Genomic DNA, 24,388 nt, shown 5'->3' on the forward strand with positions numbered 1-24,388 from the left:
TATATGAAACTATTAGAACCCATTACAATTAAAAACTTAAACTTAAAAAACAGAGTGGTGATGCCTCCAATGTGTATGTATAGCGTGGATAAAGAAGATGGTATCGCAACAGACTTTCATTACACACATTATACAACCCGTGCAATCGGTGGTGTAGGTTACATCGTTATTGAATCAACAGCAGTTATGCCAAATGGTAGAATCTCTATGAATGATTTAGGTTTATGGAGTGATGATCAAATTGATGGCTTAAAACGTATTGTTGATGGTGTACATCAATATGGTACTAAAATAGGTATTCAAATAAATCATGCAGGTAGAAAAGCTAGGGTTAATGAACAAATTGTGTCTGTTACCGATGAACCATTTTTAGATACATATCAAAAACCACATATCTTAACAATTGAAGAAATAAAAGAAATCATAAAAGCATTTGGAAAAGCGGCAGAGCGTGCTAATAAAGCAGGATTTGATGCATTAGAAATCCATGCTGCACATGGATATTTAATTAACCAGTTTTTATCACCTCTAACTAATCAAAGAACGGATTCATATAAAGATGGTTCAAACTTCTTAAAAGAAGTCATTGATGAAATAAAGAAATACTGGCCAAGTGATAAAGTACTACAAATTAGAATTAGTGCTTACGAATATAGTGAGTTGGGGTTAACACCTTATGATTTAGCAGCAATTATCAATCACGTTAAAAAAGACTTGGATTTGGTTCACGTCTCAAGTGGTGGTGTCATCCCAGTTCAAGTAAATGACTATCCAGGTTATCAAGTAGATTTTGCAAGAATCATTAAAGAAGAAACGAATCTTCCAGTGATTGCTGGTGGGCAATTAGATGATTTTGAGGATGCTAATAAACTTTCAGAAGACTTAGATATCGATATGATCTACTTTGGAAGAAAACTACTAAAAGAACCAACATTCTTGTTTAAATTTGATAAGAATTTAGTACCTAAACAATACGTAAGAATTGCTCAATTAAAAACTAAAGAATAAAAAAATATAGAAGTAGATGGATATCATCTACTTTTTTAATTCATCATTTAAGTCATACAAAATATTTTTTGTTAAACTATAAGTGGTGAATTTAATTCGTCCAAAGGGGATAATTTAATATGAATATAGGGTGTGTCAAAGAGATTAAAAACAATGAAAACAGAGTTGGTTTAACACCTCAATCAGTATCATCTTATGTAAAAGCAGGGCACCATGTTTTAATTGAAAAAGGTGCAGGTCTTGGTTCTGGATTTAAAGATACTGATTATAAAAAAGCAGGTGCCATCATCGTTTTGGATGCAGCTGATATTTGGAAAAAAGTCGATATGATGATTAAAGTTAAAGAACCAATAAAGTCTGAATATAAGTATTTTAGAAAAGGGTTATTAATTTATACTTATCTACATTTAGCAGCTGACTTACCACTTGTTAAAGCTTTATTAAAAAGTGGTGTAAATAGTGTTGCTTATGAAACCATTAAAGATGAAACTGGACTTCCTTGTCTAAGACCAATGAGTGAAGTTGCTGGTAAACTTTCTATTTTAGAAGGTGCTAGATTCTTATATAAGAGTAATCATGGGGTTGGATTACTCATATCTGGTGTAACTGGTGTAAACCCGGCTAAAGTTTTAATTATTGGTGGTGGCGTTGTAGGTCGTGCTGCCTTATCTCAAGCCTATGGTCTTGGTGCAGAGGTAACAGTTCTTGATATTAATCCAAAAACACTAGAAACATTAAAAGAAAAATATCCAAATATTAAGACTGATGTATCTAATGAAGAAAACTTAATTAAACATTTAAGTGATTCAGAAATCATTGTCTCAAGTGTTTTACTACCTGGTGCTAAAGCTCCAAAATTAATTAAAAAATCATATTATCGTCATATGAAAAAAGGTGCAATCATCGTCGATGTTGCAATCGATCAAGGTGGAAGTACTGAAAGCTCACATCCAACAACCCACCAAGAACCAGTATTTACTGTTAATGGTATTATTCATTACTGTGTTGCTAATATGCCTGGAATTGTGCCTAAGACTTCAACCATTGCATTAAATCATGCAACTTTGAAATTTGGTTTAGAACTTGCGAATAAAGGTTTAGAAAAAGCAGTTAAGGAATCTGGTGCATTGAGACATGGGTTAAACACTTATGAAGGGAAATTAGTGATTAAAGAAGTAGCGGATGCTTTTGAATTACCTCATACGATATTAGAAGTATAATTGAAACTTAAAAAGAACTTTATTTATGTTTTTATCATTAGAGTTCTTTTTTATTTACTCAAATTGGTAACGTTGTCATATTCTTTATTAAAATGCTTGACATCTTAAAACATTAGATATATTATATGTGTGAATGATAGCGTTTACTTTGATAAAAAAATAACAAAACGCTTAATATTTTATAGTAATATGGCAACGTTGCCACATCGAATCATAAATACAAAAATAAAGGAAATCATAAATGGTTATACCTTAATTATTAAAGTCATAGTGGCAACGTTGCCACTAAAAATAAGAAAAGAAGAGGAAAATATGGCAAAACAGAATATTTTTTATCAACCAAATGAAGGGTTTATAGCAGATATCATCCCGTTTTATGAAAATGGAGAATTTAAACTTTTCTATTTACATGATTATCGTGATAGAGAGCTTCATGGTGAGGGTACACCATGGTATTTGGTTACGACAAAGGACTTTACTTCATATAAAGAATTAGGTGAAGTTATACCTCGTGGAAGCATTGATGAACAAGATTTATATATTTTTACTGGTTCTGTATTTAAAAAAGAAGATACTTATCATATTTTCTATACTGGTCATAATCCACACTTTGATGTTGAAGGCAAAAAAGTTCAAGCAATTATGCATGCAGTGAGTCATGATTTAGTACACTGGACAAAAATTAAAGAAGATACATTTTATTCTGAAGGTATTGATTTTGAATTACATGATTGGCGTGATCCATTCGTTTTTGAATTTAAAGGCGAATATAAAATGGTAATTACTGCAAGAACTAAAAATACCCATAAAACAAGATCAGGTGTAACTATTCTCTATAAATCAGACGACTTAGTTAAATGGACATTTGATGAAGTCATTTGGATGCCATCTGCATACTATGCGCATGAATGTCCTGATATTTTCAAAATTAATGGTAAATGGTATTTAATCTACTCTGAATTTACTGATCAATGCTTAACAAGATATGTCGTTTCAGATTCATTACATGGCCCATGGAAAGCTCTAAAGAACGATGCTTTTGATGGTCGTGCCTTCTATGCAGCTAAAAGTATAACAAATGATAAGAATGAACGATTCTTATTTGGATGGAACCCTACCAAGCATGAAGAAAATGATAAAAACTTCTGGCATTGGGGCGGTAGCTTAGAAGTACATAAGATTGATCAAGATAAAGATGGTTCACTTAATGTAAGTTTACCTACATCAATTGAAAACATGTTTGAAACAGAACTTGAATACGATAAAGTTATTATTCAATCAAAAGATAAACTTAAGTCATTTTTAGTTAAAGACGAAGTTGATGAATCATACATGCTTACCTTTAAATTTAAAACAGATGATGCATATCAAATTGGTGTAATGCTACGACATGACCATAAAGAAGATTTTGCATACGCATACTTCATGGATTATGCGAAAGATAAATTATCATTTGATAACTTACCAGTTGAGGCTTGGAGTTTCAATAACTTTAGAAACGTATATAGAAATTATCGATTTAAAACAAATCACGAACATGAAGTGAAAATCATTGTAGAAAAAGATATTTGTATTTGTTATGTCGATAACAAAATTGCTTTATCTTCAAGAATGTATCAAAAAGGTGGAAGTGGTTTATCACTATTCATCAAACATGGTGATGTCGAATTTAAAAATGTCCAATATAAAAAATTGAAAAAGGAGAATGAAGTATGAAATTAATGAAAAGATTTTATCTGCTCACTATGCTTTTAGCACTATCAACAATCTTACTTGCTTGTGGTGAAAATAGTTTATTCAATAGTGAGAAAACCTTTAAAATTATCTCTTCTTGGGAGAGAAACGGGATTGTTAATCACTATAATGGAGGAACTGACATTGGTCCATTAAACTGGTTTTCAGTCGAAGGTCTTTATACATACGTTAGATCAACAGATGAAATTGTTCCACAATTAGCAGATGGTCCAATGGATCACATTAGTGACACAGAAACTATCATTAAGATTAAAGAAAATGCTAAATGGCACAATGGTGATGATTTTGTCGCTCAAGACGTTATTGCATACTATTATTTAAATCACACAGTAGCTACTAACTATATGATGTCTATTGATAAAATTGACGATAAAACTGTAAAAATTGTTTGGAATCCAAACAGATTACCAGTTAATAGCGTTAAAGAATTATTAATTGCTCAAGATAGAAATGGTACAGTTCAATATAACGAATTTAAAACTTATGCAGATATAGCAATTAGAATCGTTAATGAAAGTCCATCAATTCCTGATGACTCAACAACTTGGGGTGCATTCAATAAATTCTCAACAGGATCTCAAATTGCTGAATTACAAGCAAACACAGCAGCATATAGAGCACATAATCCATCATGGTTTGTAGCAACAGGTCCATTTAAACTTCAAAAAGTTACACCTACTCAAATGATTATGGTTAAGAATAAACAACACTGGGCAGCTGACTTAGTTGAGTTTGATACAGTTGAAGTTTATTCATCAAGTGATCTAAACCAAACATATAACATGCTAGCAAACGGAACAATCCACTATCAAGATGGATTAGCACCAATTGATACTTTAAATGCAATCTTAAATCAAAATCAGAACTTAGTTCACTTAAAGATGTTTGACCCAGGTGCGATTGGTATTATCTTCAACTTAGAAAAAGATTATTGGACAGATAAAGTTAGAGAAGCTTTCCAATACATCTTTAATAGAGAAGAGATTAAAAATGCTGGTAACCCATATGCGATTACTTCATATAAATCAATTCTAGGTATGGCACCATCAGAAGCAGAAAGATGGACTGGGGATTATTACCAAGATATTACTAACTATTCATTTAATCAACAAAAAGCAACACAATTATTAGAAGAAGCTGGTTGGACAAAAGTTAACAACAAGTGGCATAGAAATGGTGAACCAATCAAACTTTATATGGGGGTTGACCAAAACCATCCAGGACAATCAGCATCAGCTGAGGCTGCACAAGCAGCACTTAATGGCTTTGGTATCGATACTGTATTAATTAAAACAGATGGTTCAAACCTTTATGCAAATGGTACTGCTGAAGATAGTTCATATGATTTAGTTGTTCACTGGACTGACTTAAATATGAGTTTCTCATATCCAACGGGTTCATTGAAACAATTTGCTGATGTCTATAGCAGATATGCGCATATTCCAAGATTCCCAGCTGACATGATTGGTGATGATGGTCAAATTTCACCATTATCAAATCGTATTAACTTAGTCGTTGATGATCTTAAAAACCCTGGTGGTAAAATTCAATTTTCAGAAGTTGTAGATATCTTATATTCACTTCCTGAAGATCGATTAGAAGATACTATCGGGTCACTTATTGTAGGTATTTCTAAGATGAACATTGGTGTTCAATTCTATCAAAACGTTACAGGTAGTTTCATTGATGTCAGTATGATTGACGGTGTTCCACTAGAGTCTTACTGGAGTGTTGACCGTAACGTAACTTATGTACCAGGTGTAAATACTGAGGATTTCTTCTTAGTTGCTAAGACAAATTTACACTATGCTAACTCAACAGTATTTGTTACAGGTATTTATAAACCAACAAAAGAAAAATAGAATGGAGTGAATTATGAATAATAATTCTAATCAGGCTAAAAAACCAATTCAAGTAATGAATAAAATAGCCAACTTTTTATACAAATATCGATTTTTATTCGTTAAATTAGGCGTTGCATTGATTACTGTATTTCTTGCAACCATACTGATTTTCTTTGTCTTGAGGTTAATTCCTGGGGATATTATTCACAACTATGCACTCAATTTAGCTAGTCAGCGAAATATTCCTTATGAAGAAGCTAGAAGACTAGCAGTTATGATGTTAAATTATGATCCAAACGAAAATATCTTCCTGCAATTTGCAAGATATTTCGGTGGAATCATGAGAGGTGAACTTGGACGAAGTTTGTATACTGAAGCAATAACTGCCAACCTAATTATTAAAAACCTACTCCCGTGGACATTATTTATTGCTTCAGTTTCACTCTTAATTAGCTTCTTAATCGGAACTAAGATGGGAGCTTCAATGGCAAGAAAAAGAGATGGTAAGAAACATAAAGTGTATTTCTCATTTATTGTTGTTTCGACATCTATACCAGATTATTTAATCGGGTTATTACTTGTTTCAATCTTTGCATATCGTTTTGGATTATTCCCACCTTCTGGGAACTACGATATTAAATTTGATCCAGGCTTAAATATTGGTTTCATCTTAAGTGTCTTACATCATGCATTCTTACCTGTACTAGCTTATGTCATATCTCAAATAGGTTCATGGGCAATGCTCATGAGAGGTAGTGCAATTGGTGTATTAGGTGAAGACTATATCATGGCAGCCAGAGCCCGTGGAGTTTCTGAAAGAGTTATTGCTAAAAAATATTTACATAAAAATGCATTACTTCCTTTAATTACATCGATGGCAGTATCCTTTGGTATCTTATTCGGTGGTGCACCATTGATGGAAAGTATCTTTAACTATCCAGGGATTGGTTCAGAATTATCAGCAAGAATTGGTTCAAGAGATTTCTTTGTTGTACAGGGGATTCTCTTCTTCACCAGTGTCATGGTAATTATTGTTAATTTAATCGCTGATTCAATTTACTCATTTATTGACCCAAGAATTAGGAGGGATTCAGAATGACAAATCAAAATGCACAAACTCCTAAATTCCCTGAATTTATGTCAAACCTCAAAAAGTTTTTATTAAGCATTTGGTCAAAAATCAAACAAATGTTCCAAAGTATTTATAGTAATAAACAAACAGCCATAGGCTTTACCATTCTTGCAGTATTTGTCTTACTAGCCATCTTTGGACCAATGATTTTCCCTTATGATCAAGCAACCAATTGGGAAAATAGATATGCACCAATATCATTAGAACATTGGTTAGGAACCGATGAACTTGGAAGAGATATATTTAGACAATTAATCTTTGGTGCAGGTAATGTATTATCAATTGCCTTACTCACAGCCATCTTTACAGTCTGTATTGGTGTGACACTGGGAATTATTTCCGGTTTTGCTGGTGGTACGGTAGATAAAATCATTCAAGGTATTACGAATTTATTCTTAACTATTCCAAGCTTTCCAATTCTCTTATTATTAGCACAGCTTATTACAATTGAAGATGCATTAACGTTTGCTTTAGTATTAAGTATTTGGAACTGGGCTGGATTATGTCGTGCCATTAGAGCCCAAATCATGAGTTTAAAAGAACGTGACTTTATTCAAATATGTAAAGTCATGAATATGAGTCAAACCCATATTATTTTTAAAGAGTTACTACCTAATATTTATTCATATGTCATCGTTAACTTTGTTATGATTATGAAATCAGCAATTACAGGTAGTGTTGGGATTATGATGTTAGGTCTAGCAGCATTTGAACCTTCAAACTGGGGTGCTATGATTCATAGAGCCCGTGTTCAAGGGTTAATTAACCCAGATGCTCTAGCATTCTTATTAAAACCATTAGTAGCAGTTGTTTTATTCCAAGTTGGTGCATTATTATTTGCCAATGGATTAGATGAACTCTTAAATCCTAGATTGAAGGTGAACTAACTATGAATGAAAACATCATTGAAATGAGAAATATTACAATCGAATATTTCATGAAGAAATATACACTTTGTGCAGTTGATAATGTTGACTTTGATATTAAAAGAGGAACAATTACTGCTCTAGTCGGAGAATCAGGCAGTGGTAAAACAACACTAGCTAATGCTATTCTTCAAAATATTAGTAGTCCTGGTAAACTTTCAAACGGTTCAGTTACAATGCACACTAAGGATGAAAGTATAAGAATCGATGAACTGGATTATCACGGTATTAAAGATTTTAGATGGTCAAAAGTATCGATGGTGTTCCAAGCATCTCAAAACACATTAAATCCAGTTATGACAATCTTTGATCAGTTCTATGAAACAGCAATCGAACATCAACCACACTTATCAAAAAGTGATGTCGAAAAAAGAACAATCGAAGTATTAAAATATGTCAAACTTGACTATGAAAGAGTATTAAATTCATATCCACATGAATTATCAGGTGGTATGAAACAAAGAGTAATGATTGCATTTAGTTTATTGTTAGAACCAGAACTCATCATTCTAGATGAACCAACAACAGCACTTGACGTTATTACTCAAGATTATATTTTCAAAATCTTAAGAAGAATTAATAAAGAATTAGGTATCACCATGTTACTAATGACCCATGATATTGCTATTGTAGCAAAATATGCAAATTATGTTGGTGTCATGTATAACGGTAAACTGGTGGAATACGGAACAACATTTGATGTCTTTAAAAAGAGTCAACATGCATATACAAGAAGACTTATTGAGTCTACACCATCACTTATCGGTGATGTTAAAGACTTTAAAATTTATGATGAATTACCAATTGATTTAAGTAGACTAAAACCAAAAACTAAGTAGGTGCCAACAATGGAAGAATTAATGAGACTTGATGATATAAACATGATATTCACTAAAAAGAGTGGTTTTATGAGTAAAAATAAAACCTTTCAAGCATTGAAAAATGTCAATTTAACAATTAACAAAGGTGAGATCATAGCTGTTGTTGGCGAGTCTGGCAGTGGTAAAACAACGATTGGACGTATTATTACAGGTTTAATTAAACCAACCAGTGGTGAACTTTATTATGAAGGTAAGAGATTTACCGGCATGATTAATAAAAAAGTTCACAACAGTAATATTCAGTTTATTCAACAAGATTCATATGCAGCATTAAACCCAGTTAAAACAATTTATCAAAGTTTATACGCACCAATTAAAACATATAATAAACGAATGACAAAAGCTGAAATTGATGAAAAGATTGTAGATTTAATGGGACTAATAGGATTAGTCCCAGTCGATCGATTCTTAGATAAATTTCCTCACCAATTATCAGGTGGGCAAAGACAACGTGTTTTAATGGCAAGAGCAATTTCACTAAATCCTAAAATCATTGTGGCAGATGAACCGGTAAGTATGATTGACGTTTCATTAAGATTATCAATTTTAAACTTAATGAATACTTTAAATAAAAAAATGGGTGTCACATTTATTTATATAACCCATGACTTAGCAACCGCTAGATTCATCGCTCAAGAAGGTAGAATCGTTGTTATGTATAAGGGTGAAGTTGTTGAAACTGGTAATATTGAAATTATTTTAAAAAATCCGCAACACAATTATACAAAAGCATTAATTCGTGCAGTACCAATACCTGATCCAACACTCAATACATTTGATGATATTGAAATTGAAGGGGAATCTTATTGATGAACAGTTTAGTTCTTAGATTATCAATTGCATTTGGTTTACTATCTTTATTCTTTATTCTGTGGGTAGATATGTTTTCTGCTGAATGGTACATTTCAGTTTTTTCACTTCTTACTAATTTAACTCTATTAATCGTTTCTTTTAAAAGAATTAAAGGGGAAATGAAAAAATGAGTCCATTTCAAATTGATTTAAAGAAATTAGTGAAGATAAATGATCTGCACCATGTGCTAGAAACACCTATCGGTGATGTACACCCATATTATTATGATCAAAAACTTTATATGTTCTATCTAAAAACAAATGGAAAGTATTCATCAGCACTACTAAGAAGTAATGATTTATCAACATTTGAAAAAGTAGAGATTATAAATAATCCTAATAACCCATCAAATACTGAATATTTCGTACTAGCTATTACTAAATATCATGATCTGTTTTATACATTTTATGGTGCTGGTACATATATTGGTAGTTCTAAGAGTAAAGACTTAATTCATTGGGAAAAAGGTGATATTGATATTCCAATTAATGGATATCAATCATCTAGAGACCCATTTGTATTCTTTAATAAGGATATAAATAAATATCAAATGATAGCAACCACTTATGTAAAACATGATGATGCTGTCATGGACTGTTTAATCTCTATAACAACATCTAAAACTGAAAAGTTAGATGTTTGGGAAGAAACCAGTAAAGAACTTATTCGATATAAAGATGGTTATCATGGTGAACCAGAAGTTGCTCAGTTTATCAAATTTGATAACCGTTGGTACTTATTCGTAAGTTTAGCTAGAAGAACAGATCATCATGTCGGTGGCTTAACTTATTATATCGGTGAAGAAAATAAAGACATTCTTGAACAAGACTGGCAAACAAAGACTGAACATATGTTAGATGGAGAAGACTTATGCGCAGCCCAAGTTGAAGTCTTTAACAATCATAATTTAGTTTATGGTTGGATTCCACTACAACATAGTGGAAATCATTGGGGTGGTGCCTTAAGTATACCTAGAGAAATCTATGTTGGAACAGAAGGTAAGTTATATATTAAGAAATCACCACTGCTTAACAAATTTTCAGAAGTTAAAGTATTTGAAAAGAATAATTTTAATGAACCAACAAAAATCAATTTAAAAACGGATAAAACACACATCAACATCAAAAATCAATTAAGTGAATTAACATTAAGATTCGAAAAATCAAATGTTAAGTTAACAATTGATCAAAATGAACTAAAAATCATGCATGATGAAAAAGTGTTTTCTAAAACAAGGGTAGAAGACGTAACTGAAATTAACTTAGAAATTATTATTCATGAAGATATCATTGAGTGTTTTCTAAATGACAAATACAGTTTGGCAGCAAGAATTGATTCAAGGTTGAAAGATGATTATTTAATCCTTAATGAAGATCGTCAGATGTTTAAATTTATAGAAGTATTGGAGTTAGAGTAAATGATAAAACTACAAAAAAGAGTTTACTTAGTATTTCTAATAGCTTTATATTCAATTTTATTGATTAGCTGTCAAGAAGAAGAATTTGAGGAATATATTCCGGAGGAAAAAGAATTGATTGATGTTGATTTTTCAAAAGTTCAAAACTTCATGTATAGAAGAGATTCAAAAGGTGCAATCGCTGATATCATTCCATACTATTACAATAATCAATATTATTTGTATTATCTATATGATCATCGCGGTGTATTACCTGGTGAAGGTGTACCTTGGAATTTATTAACAACAACTAACTTTGTAAACTATGAAGGTCATGGTGAAGTATTATCACGAGGGTCTTCAACAGATCCTGATCTATATGTTTTTACAGGATCAGTCATTACTAAAGATGAAACACATCATATTTTCTATACTGGTCATAATCCCCATATTGGTAAACAAGCTATTATGCATGCAACAAGTACGGATTTAATCAATTGGGAAAAAGATCCAGAATTTACTTTCTATGCAGATACTAGATATTATCAAGATGTTGACTTTAGAGATCCATTTGTATTTTATAATCCAGATGATCAAATGTATTGGATGATTATCTCAGCCAAATACAAACAAGCATTAGGTTCAGCATCACTAGCATTATATAAATCTAGTGATTTAATGAATTGGACCATTGAACCTGAACCATTCTTTCAAACCAATCAAATTCATTTTATTGAATGTGCTGACTTATTCAAAATCGGTGATTGGTGGTATTTAATTTATTCAGATTTTGCTGCAACTAGATATGTTAAATCAAAAAGTTTAACTGGCCCTTGGATTACACCGGTCAATACTCAATTAGATGGTAGAGGGTACTATGCTGCCAAAAGTTTTGCAGATGATAAAAATAGATATTTATTTGGTTGGATTCCGACTAAATCAAATGGTGTTGATAATGGACAAGTTAACTGGGGTGGAAACTTAATGGTTCACAAGTTAACTCAAGATGAAAACGGGGATTTAAACGTCAGTATGACAGAAGGTGGATATTCTGCCTTCCAAGACTTAATTTATACCGGTGATGTCATCTCATTATCAAATAAAGACAATCGAAATGAAATTGAAATTATAGATCAAAGTTTACCTAGTAGTTATAGATTATCTGCCACGTTAGAAGTTAGCGGAAATAATGTTTCATTTGGTGTCTTACCTAAAGCAATTGATGAAACAACAGATGCTTATGGTTATGTTTTTGACCACCAAACAAATGGCCTAAACTTTGGCTATGTCAATAAGTTCCAAACTAACTTTAGTTTCTTTAATGGCTTATTTAACACATTAGAACGTATAAAAACAAAGAAGTATTACATTGATGTATTGGTTGAAAACGAAACTTTATCACTATATGTTAACAACAAAATAGCATTATCTGCTAGAATGTATGATTTAACGGGAGATAAAATTGGTTTCTTTGTAAACAACGGTAATCTAACTGTTAGAGATTTAAAAGTTTATAGTTACGGTGCATCAAAATAAAATAAATTAAAAAGGAGGTGTGATATGAAAAAGTTTTTATCTTTAATCATTCTATTTACCTTGGGCATTATCGTTGTTGGCTGTGACGTTAAAAAAGATGAAGACAAAGAACCTAATCCAGGTGAAGTGCTTGATGATTACAGTGAACTATATGAAGAAGAGAAAACTGAAAAATATCCATTATTAACGGGTAAACAAACTTATAAAGCACATCATGGATATATATTAAATGAAGAACAAGGTTATAATCACTGGTTCTATCAAGTACTAGTTGATGATGAATTTATTGATATGACTTATGATTCAACAAATGCATACTTTAGTTATGATGAAGCAATTCTTAATCAAAACATTATGATGCCATCTGTTGATCATAAAGTTGTTCGTAAGTTTGTCGCACCAATTCAAGGCAGAGTAACTGTATCAGGCAAATATTCGATGGCAGAAGTATCAGAGTTTGACGTTACGGTTTCACTTAAATTAAATGGTGAAACAATTGATATAACTAGTCTTTCTAGCGATTTAAAGGGGTCTGATCTTGAAGGGTATTATCATCAAGATGTACTTGATTTAAATCAAGGAGATAGTCTATATTTTATTGTTGAAACAAAAGATGGGTCTGGTCAGAAGGTTTCTTGGAACCCAACAGTTGATTATTTAGAACAAATAGAAACAAGTCTGCATTATAACCATAAGGGTGAATATATTGGGGATGTTCATCCATTCTATGAAAATAATCAAATGTATATGTTTTACTTAAAAACTGGTGGTTCATGGAAAACAGAACTTTTAATCAGTAAAAACATGATTACATATGAACCGACGCCACTATATTTAGATGATACAAATCCCCCTGAGATATCAAACTACTATGCATTAGGTGTTTATAAGGATCAACACTCAGGTGTATATCGTTCATACTTTGGAATGCATAATGCCATGGGAAGTTCAAAGAGTAATGATTTAATTCATTGGTCTGGCGGCTATTCAGTAACAAGTGACTTCTTAACTGGATATAAAGCATATCATCCATATGAGACATTCCCTTCGGGTGGTCGAGACCCATATGTCTTCTATGATCCAGATATTGATAGATACAGATTAGTTGCACTTTATTATCACACCAACACACAACAACTAAAAGATAGTGCAATCGGTATGTTAACATCCAAAACGAATACTGGTGAAACTTGGGAGACTAATGCATTTGAATTAAGACGATATCCAAACGCACAAGCAGGTGAACCGGAAGTTCCTCAAATGATGAAAATTGGCAGAAGATGGTATTTACTTGCGAGCGAAACAGGTATTACAACCCATCACGTTGGTGGTCCAAGTTATTGGATTGGAGATTTAGATACACCAATTGATCAGCAGGATTGGAGTAAAAAGGAAAAACATGTCTTAGATGGTGAAGATTTGGCAGCGGCTCAGTTTGTACAAATCAAAGACAAGTATTATTTATATGGCTGGTTACCACAAACATATAATCAAGGCAACTGGGGTGGATACATTAATATTGCCCATGAAGTTTTCCAAAGAGCAGATGGTACTTTAGGTGTTAGACTTGATACCCATATGCAAAAGATTTTAAATAGAGGAAAGATATACCAATATGAACCAGGGGCAGTTGGTATTCTTCAAGGAACTTTTAATCAAAATGAAAACTCAATCGTATCAACAGGTTCTAACGTTAATGAACTGTTATTTAGCGGCACATACCAAAGATCGCTTGTTGATGCGAAAATCAAGTTTGAATTAGGTGCTTCATATGCTGGAGTAGTTATCAAACAAAACAGTAAAACATACGAAGTTATTGTATCTAGGGAGAATGGTAGCACTTATATTTCGATTCAGAATTTAATGGATTTATACCATCCAATTAGCAGCAAGATTAGAATTGGGGATGATCAAATGGTTGATATAAATCTAAAACTTGTTATTGATAGATCAAATTTAGAATTATTTATTAATAATGAGTTTGCCTTAGTAGGAAGAACCTCATTAATTGGACCTAGTGTTGAATTAGGGTTAATCGCAAAAGGCTCAGGGGTAGAATTTAGTCAAGTTTATGTTTCAAAATTAGCTTCAACAGAAAATATATTTGATAAATAAAATAGGAGAAAGTAAGATATGAAAAAAATATTTAGTACACTTTTATCAGGGTTATTGCTATTTGTCTTTGTAGTATTTAACATAAATAGTGTATATGCTGCGCCAGGTGATATTATTTTTGAAGAAAACTTCAATGATATTGCTGATGGTGTAGCCTTTGGCAACCCAGGTGTTGGCGGTGGGATGAAAGTCCAAAATGGAATTCTAAAAGGTGCATCAGCCGGTGGTTATGAAACCAACGATTTCCCAGCTTTAACGTGGAATGAAAACTTTGAGTTCACAGTGGACTATAAATTCCCGAATGAAAGTACTGGTGGATTCATTGGTATTCAGTTTGTTGGTTTATTTGATAGTGGTAATACTGAATTTAACTTACAAAAAGCTGTTGGTGATTCAGGTTATGCAATCATTAAAAACGGTGATATGGGCATTAACATTTACAATAATACAGCAGATACAGGTGGTTTAGTACCTGGTGCTCTAGTGATGGAATACAATGTAACATATACAGTTAGAGTGATTAAGTATCAAAACCAATTCGAGTTTTATATTAATGATGAACTAATCATTAAGACCGCTTTAGAAGGCGCTAAAACACCAACTGGTGCATTTTTCTTCCACTATGACACAGATGGATTTACACAAGTTGAAATTGACAACTTAGTCGTAAAAGAATCAGCACCAATTGAAGAAATTTATTACTTACCAGGTGAAACACTATTTGAAGCAGACTTTACTGGTGCAGATGGTTTATATGGTGAAAAAGTAGGCGATGAAGGTTTAGTCGTTGAAAATAATGTATTAGTTTCTAAATCAGCTAACTTACAAATGAGTAAAGTAACTGATGAATCATTAATTATTAACAAACGTAGTTCATATAACTTTGATGTTGAATTTAAAGCTACATCGGTCGGTAGTTTTGGATTTGATCTTAAATTACCAGTTACAGAAGGTAGTTTAGATGGTATTTTATCATTTGAATTAGTAAGAGAAGCAGATGGTAAAGGAAAATTCTTAATTAAAGATGATGGTGCAATCATTTCAGACAGTACAAATGTACAAAAAGGTGGAATTATTGCAAACCCAATTACATTAAATGCAGATGTTATTTATCAAGTTAAAGTTATTCGTGACAATGAACAATTTGAAGTTTATGTTGATGATGTATTAAGAATTAAGTTTGCTGCAAGAGTTTATCAAAACTATGAAGAATTAAGATTATTTGCAACTGCCGATGCAGTAGAAGTATCTGCATTTGATATTACATACGCAGCTAAAATTACAAATCGTATCATATTAGATGATGTGGTACTTCCTGATGGCATCTTAGTAGCTGAATCATTTAATACAGCAAAATTAGGAAATGAATTATACGAATTAAAAGATCCAAATGGTCCAAGATTAATGGTTGATACAGATACTACTTGGAAAGAACCATTTATCAAACGTTTATACCCACAAAATTATGTATCAGCTGAATTTGAATTAATCCCTCAAGATGGTTTATCAAGAGTCGGCTTCTACATGAACTTTACAACAAGAATTTATGTTGATGTTGTTTTAAGTGCAGACAAGACTTCGTTTGTAACTAGAATTTCTAGAGATGGCGATGTGTTAGTTCACAACAATGAACCATTAAAAGGTGGAAAAGTAGATACACTTCCAATTCCAACTGAAACATTCAACTTAGGTTATTCTATTGATTTTGCAGATGGCCAAGCAGTTATTAAAGTTTATTTAAATGGATTACTAACAATTGAACATACATTAGCAATTGAAATGACTGGAACTGATGTTGAATATCGTTTATTTACTGCGAATACTAAAGCTTATGTAGATAACTTATTAATTACAACTATTGAAAAGCGTGCGAATGTTGTAAGTGATTATCAATCAAATTACGATGCAATTGAAAATGAATCATTATACTTAGATTTCTCTGGTACACCAGGTCAACAACTTCCAAACTTTGCACATGAAGGCGATGGATTCGTGTTTGATGCATATGGTAAATCAGTAAGATCAGCATCTACGAATAAATATAATGCATCTTATATTGGTCCAGATGATCTTGCACAATTCACATACATTATTCAAATGCAAGATATGGGTACATATAAAGATGGTACTGAACATATTGGTGGATTATCATTTAGAGTAACTAATGGCCAAGGTAGAAATGACTTAGAAATTAAAACAGATGCTGGTACTGGTGGTACAGTTGTAAACGTGTTCCACAGTAGTGGTGTAAAATTAATGGATTCAAAGAGTGCTGAATTAGGTGGAGGATTCAACCCTGATTTAATAATCCTACCAGGAACTAAATTTCAAGTAGCAATTTATGTTCAAACTGGTGGTTATATTACTGTTTATATTAACGAACATAAGATGATCCAAGGTTACTTAGGAAGTGATGTTGTTGGTGGATTCGGCTTTAGAAGCTGGAACTCAAATATGGAATACGATAACCTGTTAATCGCTCCATTACAACAAACATTTCCAGATGGTTCAGAAGTTACAGCACCTCCTGTAATTGAAATTCCATTAGAATCAATCAATTTAACTTCTAATACAAGTGAGATCACAACTGAAGAATCAGCAATTATTTCAATTAACAGAAACCCATATAACGCGACATTTGAAACAGTTAAATGGTATGTTAACGATGTTTTAGTTTCTGGTCAAAGTAACACTTCATTTACATTCTCATCAACCGAAGTAGGTACATACCAAATCAAAGCTGAAATGGATGGCATCATGAGTCCAGTTAGAACAATTACTGTTGTTGCAGTAGAAGTTGAAGAACCAATAACAGAAGACTCAAATGACTTAGTATTGATTATCTCAATTGTTTTAGGATCAGCTGCAGTTGTTGGATTAGGTGCATTTGTAACATTCAAATTTATTAAGTTTAAAAAGAAATAAAAGATATTAACCATTAAGGGAAGGTCAAACTTCCCTTAATGTCCATTAGGAGAATTAGCTATGTATATTGGGATTGATTTAGGTACAAGCAGTTTAAAAGCGGTTTTAGTTAATGAAGGTAAAATCATCAGAACTGAATCAAATACTTATGAACCAGATATTCCAAAACCAACTTGGAGTGAACAAGATCCTGAAGTCTGGTATCATGCAATGGTTGACGTTTTAACACGTCTAGTAAAGGGCTATGAAAAAGATATTGAATCTATTGGTATCTCTGGTCAAATGCATGGTTTAGTCATACTTGATGAAAATGACCAAGTCATTAGAAAAGCAATGCTTTGGAATGATCAAAGAACATTTGGTGAAGTGGATTTTTTAAATCGTATTATAACTAAAGAAAAATTACTTAAAGAAACAGGTAATATTGCAGTTACTGGCTTAACACTACCAAAATTGTTATGGTTGAAGAAAAATGAAACACAAAATTTTAATCGAATCAACAAAATCATGTTACCTAAAGACTATTTAGTTTATAAACTTACAGGTAAATTTGTATCTGAGGTGAGTGATCTAAGTGGTTCATTATTCTATGATTTAAAAAAGCACACTTATAGTAAAGATTTATTAACTATCGCCCATATAAATGAGGATCAATTACCAACTATATTAAAATCATATGATGTAGCAGGTACTATCTTAAAGAATATAAAAGAAACCATTGGCTTTATAAAAGATGTTAAAGTAATTGCTGGTGGTGGAGATCAAGCAATGGCTGCAGTTGGTGCTAATGTTATTAAAAATGGCGACTTAAATATCTCACTTGGAACAAGTGGGGTTGTACTTGCAGTAACTGATGAACCAAAAATTGACTACCAAACGTATCTACATGCCTTTTCTCATGTGAATGATAAATATATCCTAATGGGTGTAACATTATCAGCAGCTGGAGCTTTAGGTTGGTGGAAAAAGAATTTTTATCAAGACATGCCTTATGATGATATATTTAATGATATAATACATGCACCAATTGAAGATACAGTATATTTCTTACCATATTTAAGTGGTGAACGTACCCCAATTAATGATCCTTTTGCAAAAGCTACATTTGTGGGAATGTCACTCAATCATAAGAAGATGCATTTAAGTCGTGCATTAATTGAAGGTGTTACCTTTTCATTAAAATCTTGTTATGATAGGATTAAAGATTTAGAAATTGATATTAAACGAATTAGAGTCACCGGTGGTGGTTCTAAAAATGAAATTTGGTGTCAGATGATTGCAGATATTTTCAATGCTGAAGTGGAAATCCCAGACAATCCAGAAAGTGGAGCATTTGGAGCTGCCATTACAGCAATGATAGGTCTTAATGTTTACAAGAGTTTTGATGAGGCATGTGAAAAACTCATACCAACCCATAAAAAATACGCACCAAATAAAGATAATGTTGAGTTGTATCATAAAAAATACATAAATTATCTAGAACTTTATCCAGCTTTAAAAGAATATTTTCAAATAATTTAGTTATCATTCGTAGGAGTATTAAAATGATAAACATAAAAGAAATTGCGAAAATCTGTAATGTCTCCCCATCTACAGTGAGCAGAGTAATTAGAAAGAAGGGTTATGTTTCTGAAAAGAACAGAACCCTAATCGAAGAAACAATTAAACAACACGGTTATGTTGCAGATGAAAATGCAAGAATTTTAAGATATGAAAATAGTAATACTATTGGTATCATTATTTCCGACATCAATAACTTTTTCTATAGTTTAATTTTAGAAAAACTAGTTAAAGATTTTAGGGAACAAAATTATAAAGTTATTATTACGTATAGTTTTGAAAATCCAGATATTGAAAGAGAAAACTTTCTATCTTTAATGTCGTATCGTACCAAGGCAATCATTTTTATTCCAACCTCTGATCGAAACAGAGATCTCGTTGATATTGCCTTAAAAAGAAATATCTTAGTTCTACAACTATTTAGAAAGCCATATGATGATATTGGTAGTTTAACTGTAGATGATGCTCATGGTGCTTTTTTAGCAACCAATCATTTAATTAATCAAGGATGTCATAACATCTTCCTATTATCGGTTAATGTTAGACATACACCACACCGTTCAATCGGTTACATCAAAGCACACGAAGAACATAAAATTCATTACAATGAACAAAATATTTATAAGTTCTCACCAAATGATTCAATTAAAGATGTCATTAAAGAAGAAATCATTAAGAAAAAACCAGATGGTATCATCGCCGGTACTAATACATTCGGCTTAAATACAATTAGTGCGATTTCTGAATTAGATGACTCATATAAACATATTAAAATTATTAGCTTCGATGATATTGATTGGTTTAAACTACTTAAGATTTCAACAGTTGCACAACCAATTGATGAGATTTATCATGCAATTTATGACTACATTGTAAAGAGACTTGATCATCATCAATTACCAAACGAACATATAAAGATTATTCCAGAACTAATTATTCGATAACTACTTAAAAAATTCATAAGGTTGATAACCTCTTTTTTGGGTTATCCAAGGAAAAAATATGCAAAAAATTCTATTTTTTGATGATAATGGTTTAAGTATTAAAAAGAATTTTAAAAGAAAAGTAAACAAGTTTAAGTTAATATCTAAAACACCTTATATTGATCCATCTAGTGAAGTTGTCAGCTTATCTTGGGCTTATCCTTCTGTTTTTTATATTGAGAAATTAAAAAAATATGTCATGTATTACCAAGGTTGGAGTGTTGATTATCAAAAGATGAATCATAACCTCCCTTTAATGGCAATGAGTGATGATGGTATCAATTTTTATGCTGTTGCAAGCGAATCATATTTTCCTTATCCTAACAAAATACTATTTAATCAAACATTACCTCAAGATTTAGATGATTTAAAATACAGTGAAAGTCAGTTTTTTGAACTAAAAAACACATTCAAAGATTTTAAGTACATCTGTTTAGCCTTATATAAAAATAAGCATAATGAGCATATTGCTAAAACTTTTATTTCAGATGATGGACTAAATTTTAGATTAGATTCCAATTTAGTTTGGCATGAAGGTGGTGATGCACCAGATTATGCAATGTCTATTATTTATCATAAAAAATATAAGAAATATGCGATTTATAAAAGACCAGCACATACCGATAGAAGGATTAGTCTATCTTTTACAAAAGATTTTAAAAATTATACAAAACCGTTGGTTGTTTTATCTACTGATGGATTGGACAATGGTCTTGCTGACATGTATAGTTCATACATGATGGAAAGTGAAGGTTTTGGTTATATTGGATTCATTTCGGTTTATAGCACACCAAATTCACTCGGTACATCAAGCTTACCTGGACATAAATTTAAAGGTGGTGATGTCTTACTTCAACTTGCCTACAGTGAAGATGGCATCATCTTTAAAAGGTCATTAAGAGATGATTTATTGCCTAAAGAATCAAACATGATGTGTGCCTATTTATCTTATAAGATTTCTTTAAAAGATGAAGACAGATACTATATCTCGGGCACTGATGAACCTCATGGTTATACGACACCTGGACATGGTAAAATTAGTGTCTTTTCGATGAGAAAAGACGGATTTATGAGTCTTGATACGAATAAGAATGGATTGATCATCACTAAACCGTTACTTTATGAAGGTGGAGATCTAAAAGTTAATCTAAAAGCGGATTATGCATTCTTTAGCATTAAAGATGCATATGGTAAATCAATTCAAGGCTATAACTTTAAAGATTCAGTAAGGTTTAGTGGGGATGATGCATCACATGTTATTAAATTTAAGAGTAAAAAAATAAATGAGTTAAAGGGGAAAGTCTTAACACTTGCCGTTAGGCTAAGTAAGGGGAGTCTTTATAGTATTCAAGGAAACTTTAAAGTATTAACACCCCATGAAGCAGTTGTTCAATTAAAAGAAGGTGACTTATGACAACTAAACAAAGAATTTTAGCATTTGAAGAACAAAAGAATATTTTATTAAATGATCCTTATCGTCCACTATATCATTTAGCTTTATTAAATCAGTATGGTTTGCCAGGAGACCCTAATGGTGGGTTTTATGCAAATGGTAGATATCATATGATGTTTTTATATGAAGACGTTGAGATTGGATATAAATGGGCACATCTAAGTACTTCTGATTTACTTCATTGGCGCCATCATAAAGATGCTATAGGACCAACAGATACAACTGGTGGTTGTTTTTCAGGTGGCGCGTTTGTTGAAAATGATACTGCCTATTTAACCTATTGGCAACTCCCAATTGGATATAGAAACCACACTTCATTAAAAGGCACAGGTATTGGTATTGCTGAAGCATCTAGCCCATTATTTGAAGACTTTGTTAAAAGAGATGAGTTAATCATTGAAAGTGATGAATTTGGGTATATTGATATTAAAAATGATCAAGGTGAGTTAGTCGAATCAATTGGTGCATCTGACCCAAGTAATATTTGGAAACACAATGGTAAATACTATATGCTAACAGGTAATCTTCAAGTACTTGATAAGCATGGAAGAAACCTTGATTCTAAAGAAGAATATAAAGGGGATTTTGCTAGTTTATTTGAATCAGACGATTTAATTCATTGGACATATAAACATAGATTTTACCAACGAGATCGAACAAATCAGTTTACCGAAATATCAGAAGATAGTATGTGTGCATCTTTCTTACCACTTCCTAGTACTAGACTAGGTGGTAAACTATCTAATAAACATCTTTTACTATTCATTTCTCATAATTTTGGTTGTCAGTACTATGTTGGAACATATAAAGATGATCATTTTTATCCTGAGCTTCATGGTAGACTCTCATCATATAATAGAGAGTTCTTTGCACCAGAGGCAATAATGGATCAAAATAATCGACAAATCTTCATGGCTTGGCTTGGCATTAATTTAGAAACTGAAATAGATAAAGGTTGGTCTGGTGTTTATAGTATTCCAAGAACTGTTTGGTATGAAAACGATGAGTTTAAAATGGCACCGATTGATGAAATAAAGAGATTAAGATACCAAACAACATCATTTAATAATGTATTGATTGATAAAGAAGGATTTAGACCAAAGATTAATTTAGATGCTGTTGAAATAGAATTTAACTTAATGAAAAACCTAAAAGTTATCTTGTATAACAAAAAAAATGAAACTCAATATACATCTTTATATATAGATTATGATAAAGAAGAACTCATTATTGATTCTACTCATAGTAATTCTAAAGGTATCAAAAAAATAGATTTTACTAAGATTAAGCCAGTTTCAATTTTTAAATCAAGATTATTTATCGATAAAGGCATTCTTGAATTATTTATCGGTGATAAATATGCAATATCTAAGAGACTTTATCTTGATTACGAGCCAGCAATTAAGTTTGAAAACACTAAAGAAATCAAAATGAATAAGATAGTTGTTCATGATTTAATGCCAACTAATCCATTTTAATCATCACCTATCTATACCTCCTAAAGGTAAACACTGTATAGTATTGAAATACAGTTTTATAAATAGGAGGTATTTTTGTGTTATTTTATAGAAGTTTACACATAATTAACAATTGTATGCGCATTCATTCGCATTTTACGGTTAAAATCTATCTATTTTATAAAATTAAGATATATAATAATGAAAATCTAATTTACAAAAAGATCAGTTAATTAGAAATAAAGAATGGAGGATAACCATATGTTACTAGATATACTTAACCATAAACGTTTTATGTTATATTTTGCACTTTACGCATTTGTTGTGCTTATTTTAAGAATGGTTAATTTTACCTCCCTTAATTTAACTCAAGAGATTATTGATTTTTTAGTCTTAGGTGTACCATTTGTCTTACTTGCTTTATTAACCTTTAAAGTATTTCAAGATGTAACAACAAAGTACCAAAAGTTTACAAATTATAAATTCTTTTTGGAATACTTGTTTATATTCATTTTTATTACTATCTTTGGTTTTAACTTAGAAAACATCATTGATAATAAATTATACTTAAGTATGATCATTTCAACCTTCACAGCGATGTTGATCTTAATCCTAAGTTATCCTGGATCTGTTTATTACAGTGGTTTATCAAAAGATGATTTGAATGCCATTCTTTCTTGTGTGTTAGTTTTAATGATTGGTGTGATTGCATTTGTATCATACTTTTTCTTACCAATGTTTAGTGTAACTCAATCAGTTGGTAAATTAAATCTATCAATGGTTGAATTGATTTTTAGCCCGAATTATACACTTTCATTTTATATACCAGCTACAATTGGGTTTATTCAAATCTTGATGAGTATCTTTGCATACTTCACACTTTATTATCCTAAATTAAATTCTAAATCAATGACTTTTGGGATTATTCATTTAGTCTTAGCGCTACTGTATTTTATTAGCTTACCAATCATTGTTCTTGAAAACGTAAAACCTGGCATTATTGAATTTGAATTAGGTTATGGTGCAATCCTATCTGGTAGCATGATGATCCTAATCGGATTTAGTCTCATAATTAGAAGTCCTCATGTGTGGAATAAAAAGGTTAGAGGTGAATTCCACCAAGAAGTATCAAAGAGTATTGCACTAATGAGACTTGAAAAACTATATGAATTAAAGCTAAAAGGTGTTATTACAGATAGTGAGTTTGAACGTAAAAAGAAACAAGAATTAGATGGCATTTAGAAAAGGAGAATTATTCTCCTTTTTTTATGCTTTATGTGATACTCTAAAATTAGAAGCTTCAAACAAATACTTTGGGGAAAGTATATAAAAAGTTAAGTATGTA

The 24,388-nt window shown here is 31.5% G+C and carries 18 protein-coding genes; all 18 read left to right on the top strand.

Annotation, left to right across the window (positions count from 1 at the left end; translation table 11 throughout):
* Positions 1 to 3 precede the first annotated feature (3 nt).
* The 18 genes from PG914_RS03580 (at position 4) to PG914_RS03665 (ending at position 24,285) form a co-directional block, all read left to right on the top strand.
* Positions 4 to 1,008, top strand: coding sequence for an oxidoreductase (locus PG914_RS03580; RefSeq protein ID WP_488822339.1), 1,005 nt, complete (start codon positions 4 to 6; stop codon positions 1,006 to 1,008).
* 119 nt (positions 1,009 to 1,127) lie between these two features.
* Positions 1,128 to 2,228, top strand: a complete 1,101-nt coding sequence (ald, locus tag PG914_RS03585) for an alanine dehydrogenase (RefSeq protein ID WP_488822340.1) — start codon at positions 1,128 to 1,130, stop codon at positions 2,226 to 2,228.
* 312 nt (positions 2,229 to 2,540) lie between these two features.
* On the top strand, positions 2,541 to 3,944 hold the full coding sequence (locus PG914_RS03590) for a family 43 glycosylhydrolase (protein ID WP_488822341.1): 1,404 nt from the start codon (positions 2,541 to 2,543) through the stop codon (positions 3,942 to 3,944).
* The gene (locus PG914_RS03595) at positions 3,941 to 5,845 is read left to right on the top strand and encodes an ABC transporter substrate-binding protein (RefSeq protein ID WP_488822342.1); all 1,905 of its coding nucleotides are present in this window, start codon (positions 3,941 to 3,943) and stop codon (positions 5,843 to 5,845) included. Before PG914_RS03590 ends, PG914_RS03595 begins: the two co-directional genes overlap by 4 nt.
* A 13-nt stretch (positions 5,846 to 5,858) precedes the next feature.
* On the top strand, positions 5,859 to 6,926 hold the full coding sequence (locus PG914_RS03600) for an ABC transporter permease (RefSeq protein WP_488822343.1): 1,068 nt from the start codon (positions 5,859 to 5,861) through the stop codon (positions 6,924 to 6,926).
* The gene (locus PG914_RS03605) at positions 6,923 to 7,846 is read left to right on the top strand and encodes an ABC transporter permease (protein WP_488822344.1); all 924 of its coding nucleotides are present in this window, start codon (positions 6,923 to 6,925) and stop codon (positions 7,844 to 7,846) included. The genes PG914_RS03600 and PG914_RS03605 overlap by 4 nt, the downstream gene beginning before the upstream one ends.
* 2 nt (positions 7,847 to 7,848) lie before the next feature.
* Positions 7,849 to 8,724, top strand: a complete 876-nt coding sequence (locus PG914_RS03610; RefSeq protein ID WP_079560715.1) for an ABC transporter ATP-binding protein — start codon at positions 7,849 to 7,851, stop codon at positions 8,722 to 8,724.
* Positions 8,725 to 8,733: 9 nt separating this feature from the next.
* Positions 8,734 to 9,576 (top strand): ABC transporter ATP-binding protein, encoded by an 843-nt coding sequence (locus PG914_RS03615; RefSeq protein WP_488822345.1) that lies wholly within the window; start codon positions 8,734 to 8,736, stop codon positions 9,574 to 9,576.
* Positions 9,576 to 9,749 carry a hypothetical protein gene (locus tag PG914_RS03620; protein WP_488822346.1) on the top strand — a complete coding sequence of 58 codons (174 nt, stop codon included), beginning with the start codon at positions 9,576 to 9,578 and terminating at the stop codon, positions 9,747 to 9,749. The genes PG914_RS03615 and PG914_RS03620 overlap by 1 nt, the downstream gene beginning before the upstream one ends.
* Entirely contained in the window at positions 9,746 to 11,035 is a 1,290-nt protein-coding gene (locus tag PG914_RS03625) for a glycoside hydrolase family protein (RefSeq protein ID WP_488822347.1), read from the top strand. The genes PG914_RS03620 and PG914_RS03625 overlap by 4 nt, the downstream gene beginning before the upstream one ends.
* Positions 11,036 to 12,550 (top strand): hypothetical protein, encoded by a 1,515-nt coding sequence (locus tag PG914_RS03630; protein ID WP_488822348.1) that lies wholly within the window; start codon positions 11,036 to 11,038, stop codon positions 12,548 to 12,550.
* Positions 12,551 to 12,574: 24 nt separating this feature from the next.
* A complete protein-coding gene (locus tag PG914_RS03635; RefSeq protein ID WP_488822349.1) occupies positions 12,575 to 14,665 on the top strand; it encodes a hypothetical protein in 2,091 nt (696 codons plus the stop codon).
* Positions 14,666 to 14,683: 18 nt separating this feature from the next.
* The gene (locus tag PG914_RS03640) at positions 14,684 to 17,590 is read left to right on the top strand and encodes a hypothetical protein (RefSeq protein ID WP_488822350.1); all 2,907 of its coding nucleotides are present in this window, start codon (positions 14,684 to 14,686) and stop codon (positions 17,588 to 17,590) included.
* A 60-nt stretch (positions 17,591 to 17,650) separates the two neighbouring features.
* Positions 17,651 to 19,111, top strand: a complete 1,461-nt coding sequence (gene xylB / locus PG914_RS03645) for a xylulokinase (RefSeq protein WP_488822351.1) — start codon at positions 17,651 to 17,653, stop codon at positions 19,109 to 19,111.
* Positions 19,112 to 19,134: 23 nt separating this feature from the next.
* Entirely contained in the window at positions 19,135 to 20,094 is a 960-nt protein-coding gene (locus tag PG914_RS03650) for a LacI family DNA-binding transcriptional regulator (protein ID WP_488822352.1), read from the top strand.
* 58 nt (positions 20,095 to 20,152) lie between these two features.
* Positions 20,153 to 21,547 (top strand): hypothetical protein, encoded by a 1,395-nt coding sequence (locus tag PG914_RS03655; RefSeq protein WP_488822353.1) that lies wholly within the window; start codon positions 20,153 to 20,155, stop codon positions 21,545 to 21,547.
* Complete coding sequence (locus PG914_RS03660; protein WP_488822354.1) at positions 21,544 to 23,064, top strand: glycoside hydrolase family 32 protein; 1,521 nt, start codon at positions 21,544 to 21,546, stop codon at positions 23,062 to 23,064. Before PG914_RS03655 ends, PG914_RS03660 begins: the two co-directional genes overlap by 4 nt.
* A 240-nt stretch (positions 23,065 to 23,304) precedes the next feature.
* Positions 23,305 to 24,285: an SHOCT domain-containing protein gene (locus PG914_RS03665; RefSeq protein WP_488822355.1), complete on the top strand. Its 981-nt coding sequence runs from the start codon at positions 23,305 to 23,307 to the stop codon at positions 24,283 to 24,285.
* Positions 24,286 to 24,388 lie beyond the last annotated feature (103 nt).

This window comes from Acholeplasma sp. ORD1043 (genome assembly GCF_057808485.1).

Bases quoted from the DNA above. Each gene is read 5' to 3' on its own strand.
- PG914_RS03640 (WP_488822350.1), top strand. From the start codon at position 14,684: ATGAAAAAAATATTTAGTACACTTTTATCAGGGTTATTGCTATTTGTC.
- ald (WP_488822340.1), top strand. From the start codon at position 1,128: ATGAATATAGGGTGTGTCAAAGAGATTAAAAACAATGAAAACAGAGTT.
- PG914_RS03605 (WP_488822344.1), top strand. From the start codon at position 6,923: ATGACAAATCAAAATGCACAAACTCCTAAATTCCCTGAATTTATGTCA.
- PG914_RS03620 (WP_488822346.1), top strand. From the start codon at position 9,576: ATGAACAGTTTAGTTCTTAGATTATCAATTGCATTTGGTTTACTATCT.
- PG914_RS03655 (WP_488822353.1), top strand. From the start codon at position 20,153: ATGCAAAAAATTCTATTTTTTGATGATAATGGTTTAAGTATTAAAAAG.
- PG914_RS03630 (WP_488822348.1), top strand. From the start codon at position 11,036: ATGATAAAACTACAAAAAAGAGTTTACTTAGTATTTCTAATAGCTTTA.
- PG914_RS03580 (WP_488822339.1), top strand. From the start codon at position 4: ATGAAACTATTAGAACCCATTACAATTAAAAACTTAAACTTAAAAAAC.
- PG914_RS03625 (WP_488822347.1), top strand. From the start codon at position 9,746: ATGAGTCCATTTCAAATTGATTTAAAGAAATTAGTGAAGATAAATGAT.
- PG914_RS03590 (WP_488822341.1), top strand. From the start codon at position 2,541: ATGGCAAAACAGAATATTTTTTATCAACCAAATGAAGGGTTTATAGCA.
- PG914_RS03615 (WP_488822345.1), top strand. From the start codon at position 8,734: ATGGAAGAATTAATGAGACTTGATGATATAAACATGATATTCACTAAA.
- PG914_RS03610 (WP_079560715.1), top strand. From the start codon at position 7,849: ATGAATGAAAACATCATTGAAATGAGAAATATTACAATCGAATATTTC.
- xylB (WP_488822351.1), top strand. From the start codon at position 17,651: ATGTATATTGGGATTGATTTAGGTACAAGCAGTTTAAAAGCGGTTTTA.
- PG914_RS03650 (WP_488822352.1), top strand. From the start codon at position 19,135: ATGATAAACATAAAAGAAATTGCGAAAATCTGTAATGTCTCCCCATCT.
- PG914_RS03660 (WP_488822354.1), top strand. From the start codon at position 21,544: ATGACAACTAAACAAAGAATTTTAGCATTTGAAGAACAAAAGAATATT.
- PG914_RS03635 (WP_488822349.1), top strand. From the start codon at position 12,575: ATGAAAAAGTTTTTATCTTTAATCATTCTATTTACCTTGGGCATTATC.
- PG914_RS03665 (WP_488822355.1), top strand. From the start codon at position 23,305: ATGTTACTAGATATACTTAACCATAAACGTTTTATGTTATATTTTGCA.
- PG914_RS03595 (WP_488822342.1), top strand. From the start codon at position 3,941: ATGAAATTAATGAAAAGATTTTATCTGCTCACTATGCTTTTAGCACTA.
- PG914_RS03600 (WP_488822343.1), top strand. From the start codon at position 5,859: ATGAATAATAATTCTAATCAGGCTAAAAAACCAATTCAAGTAATGAAT.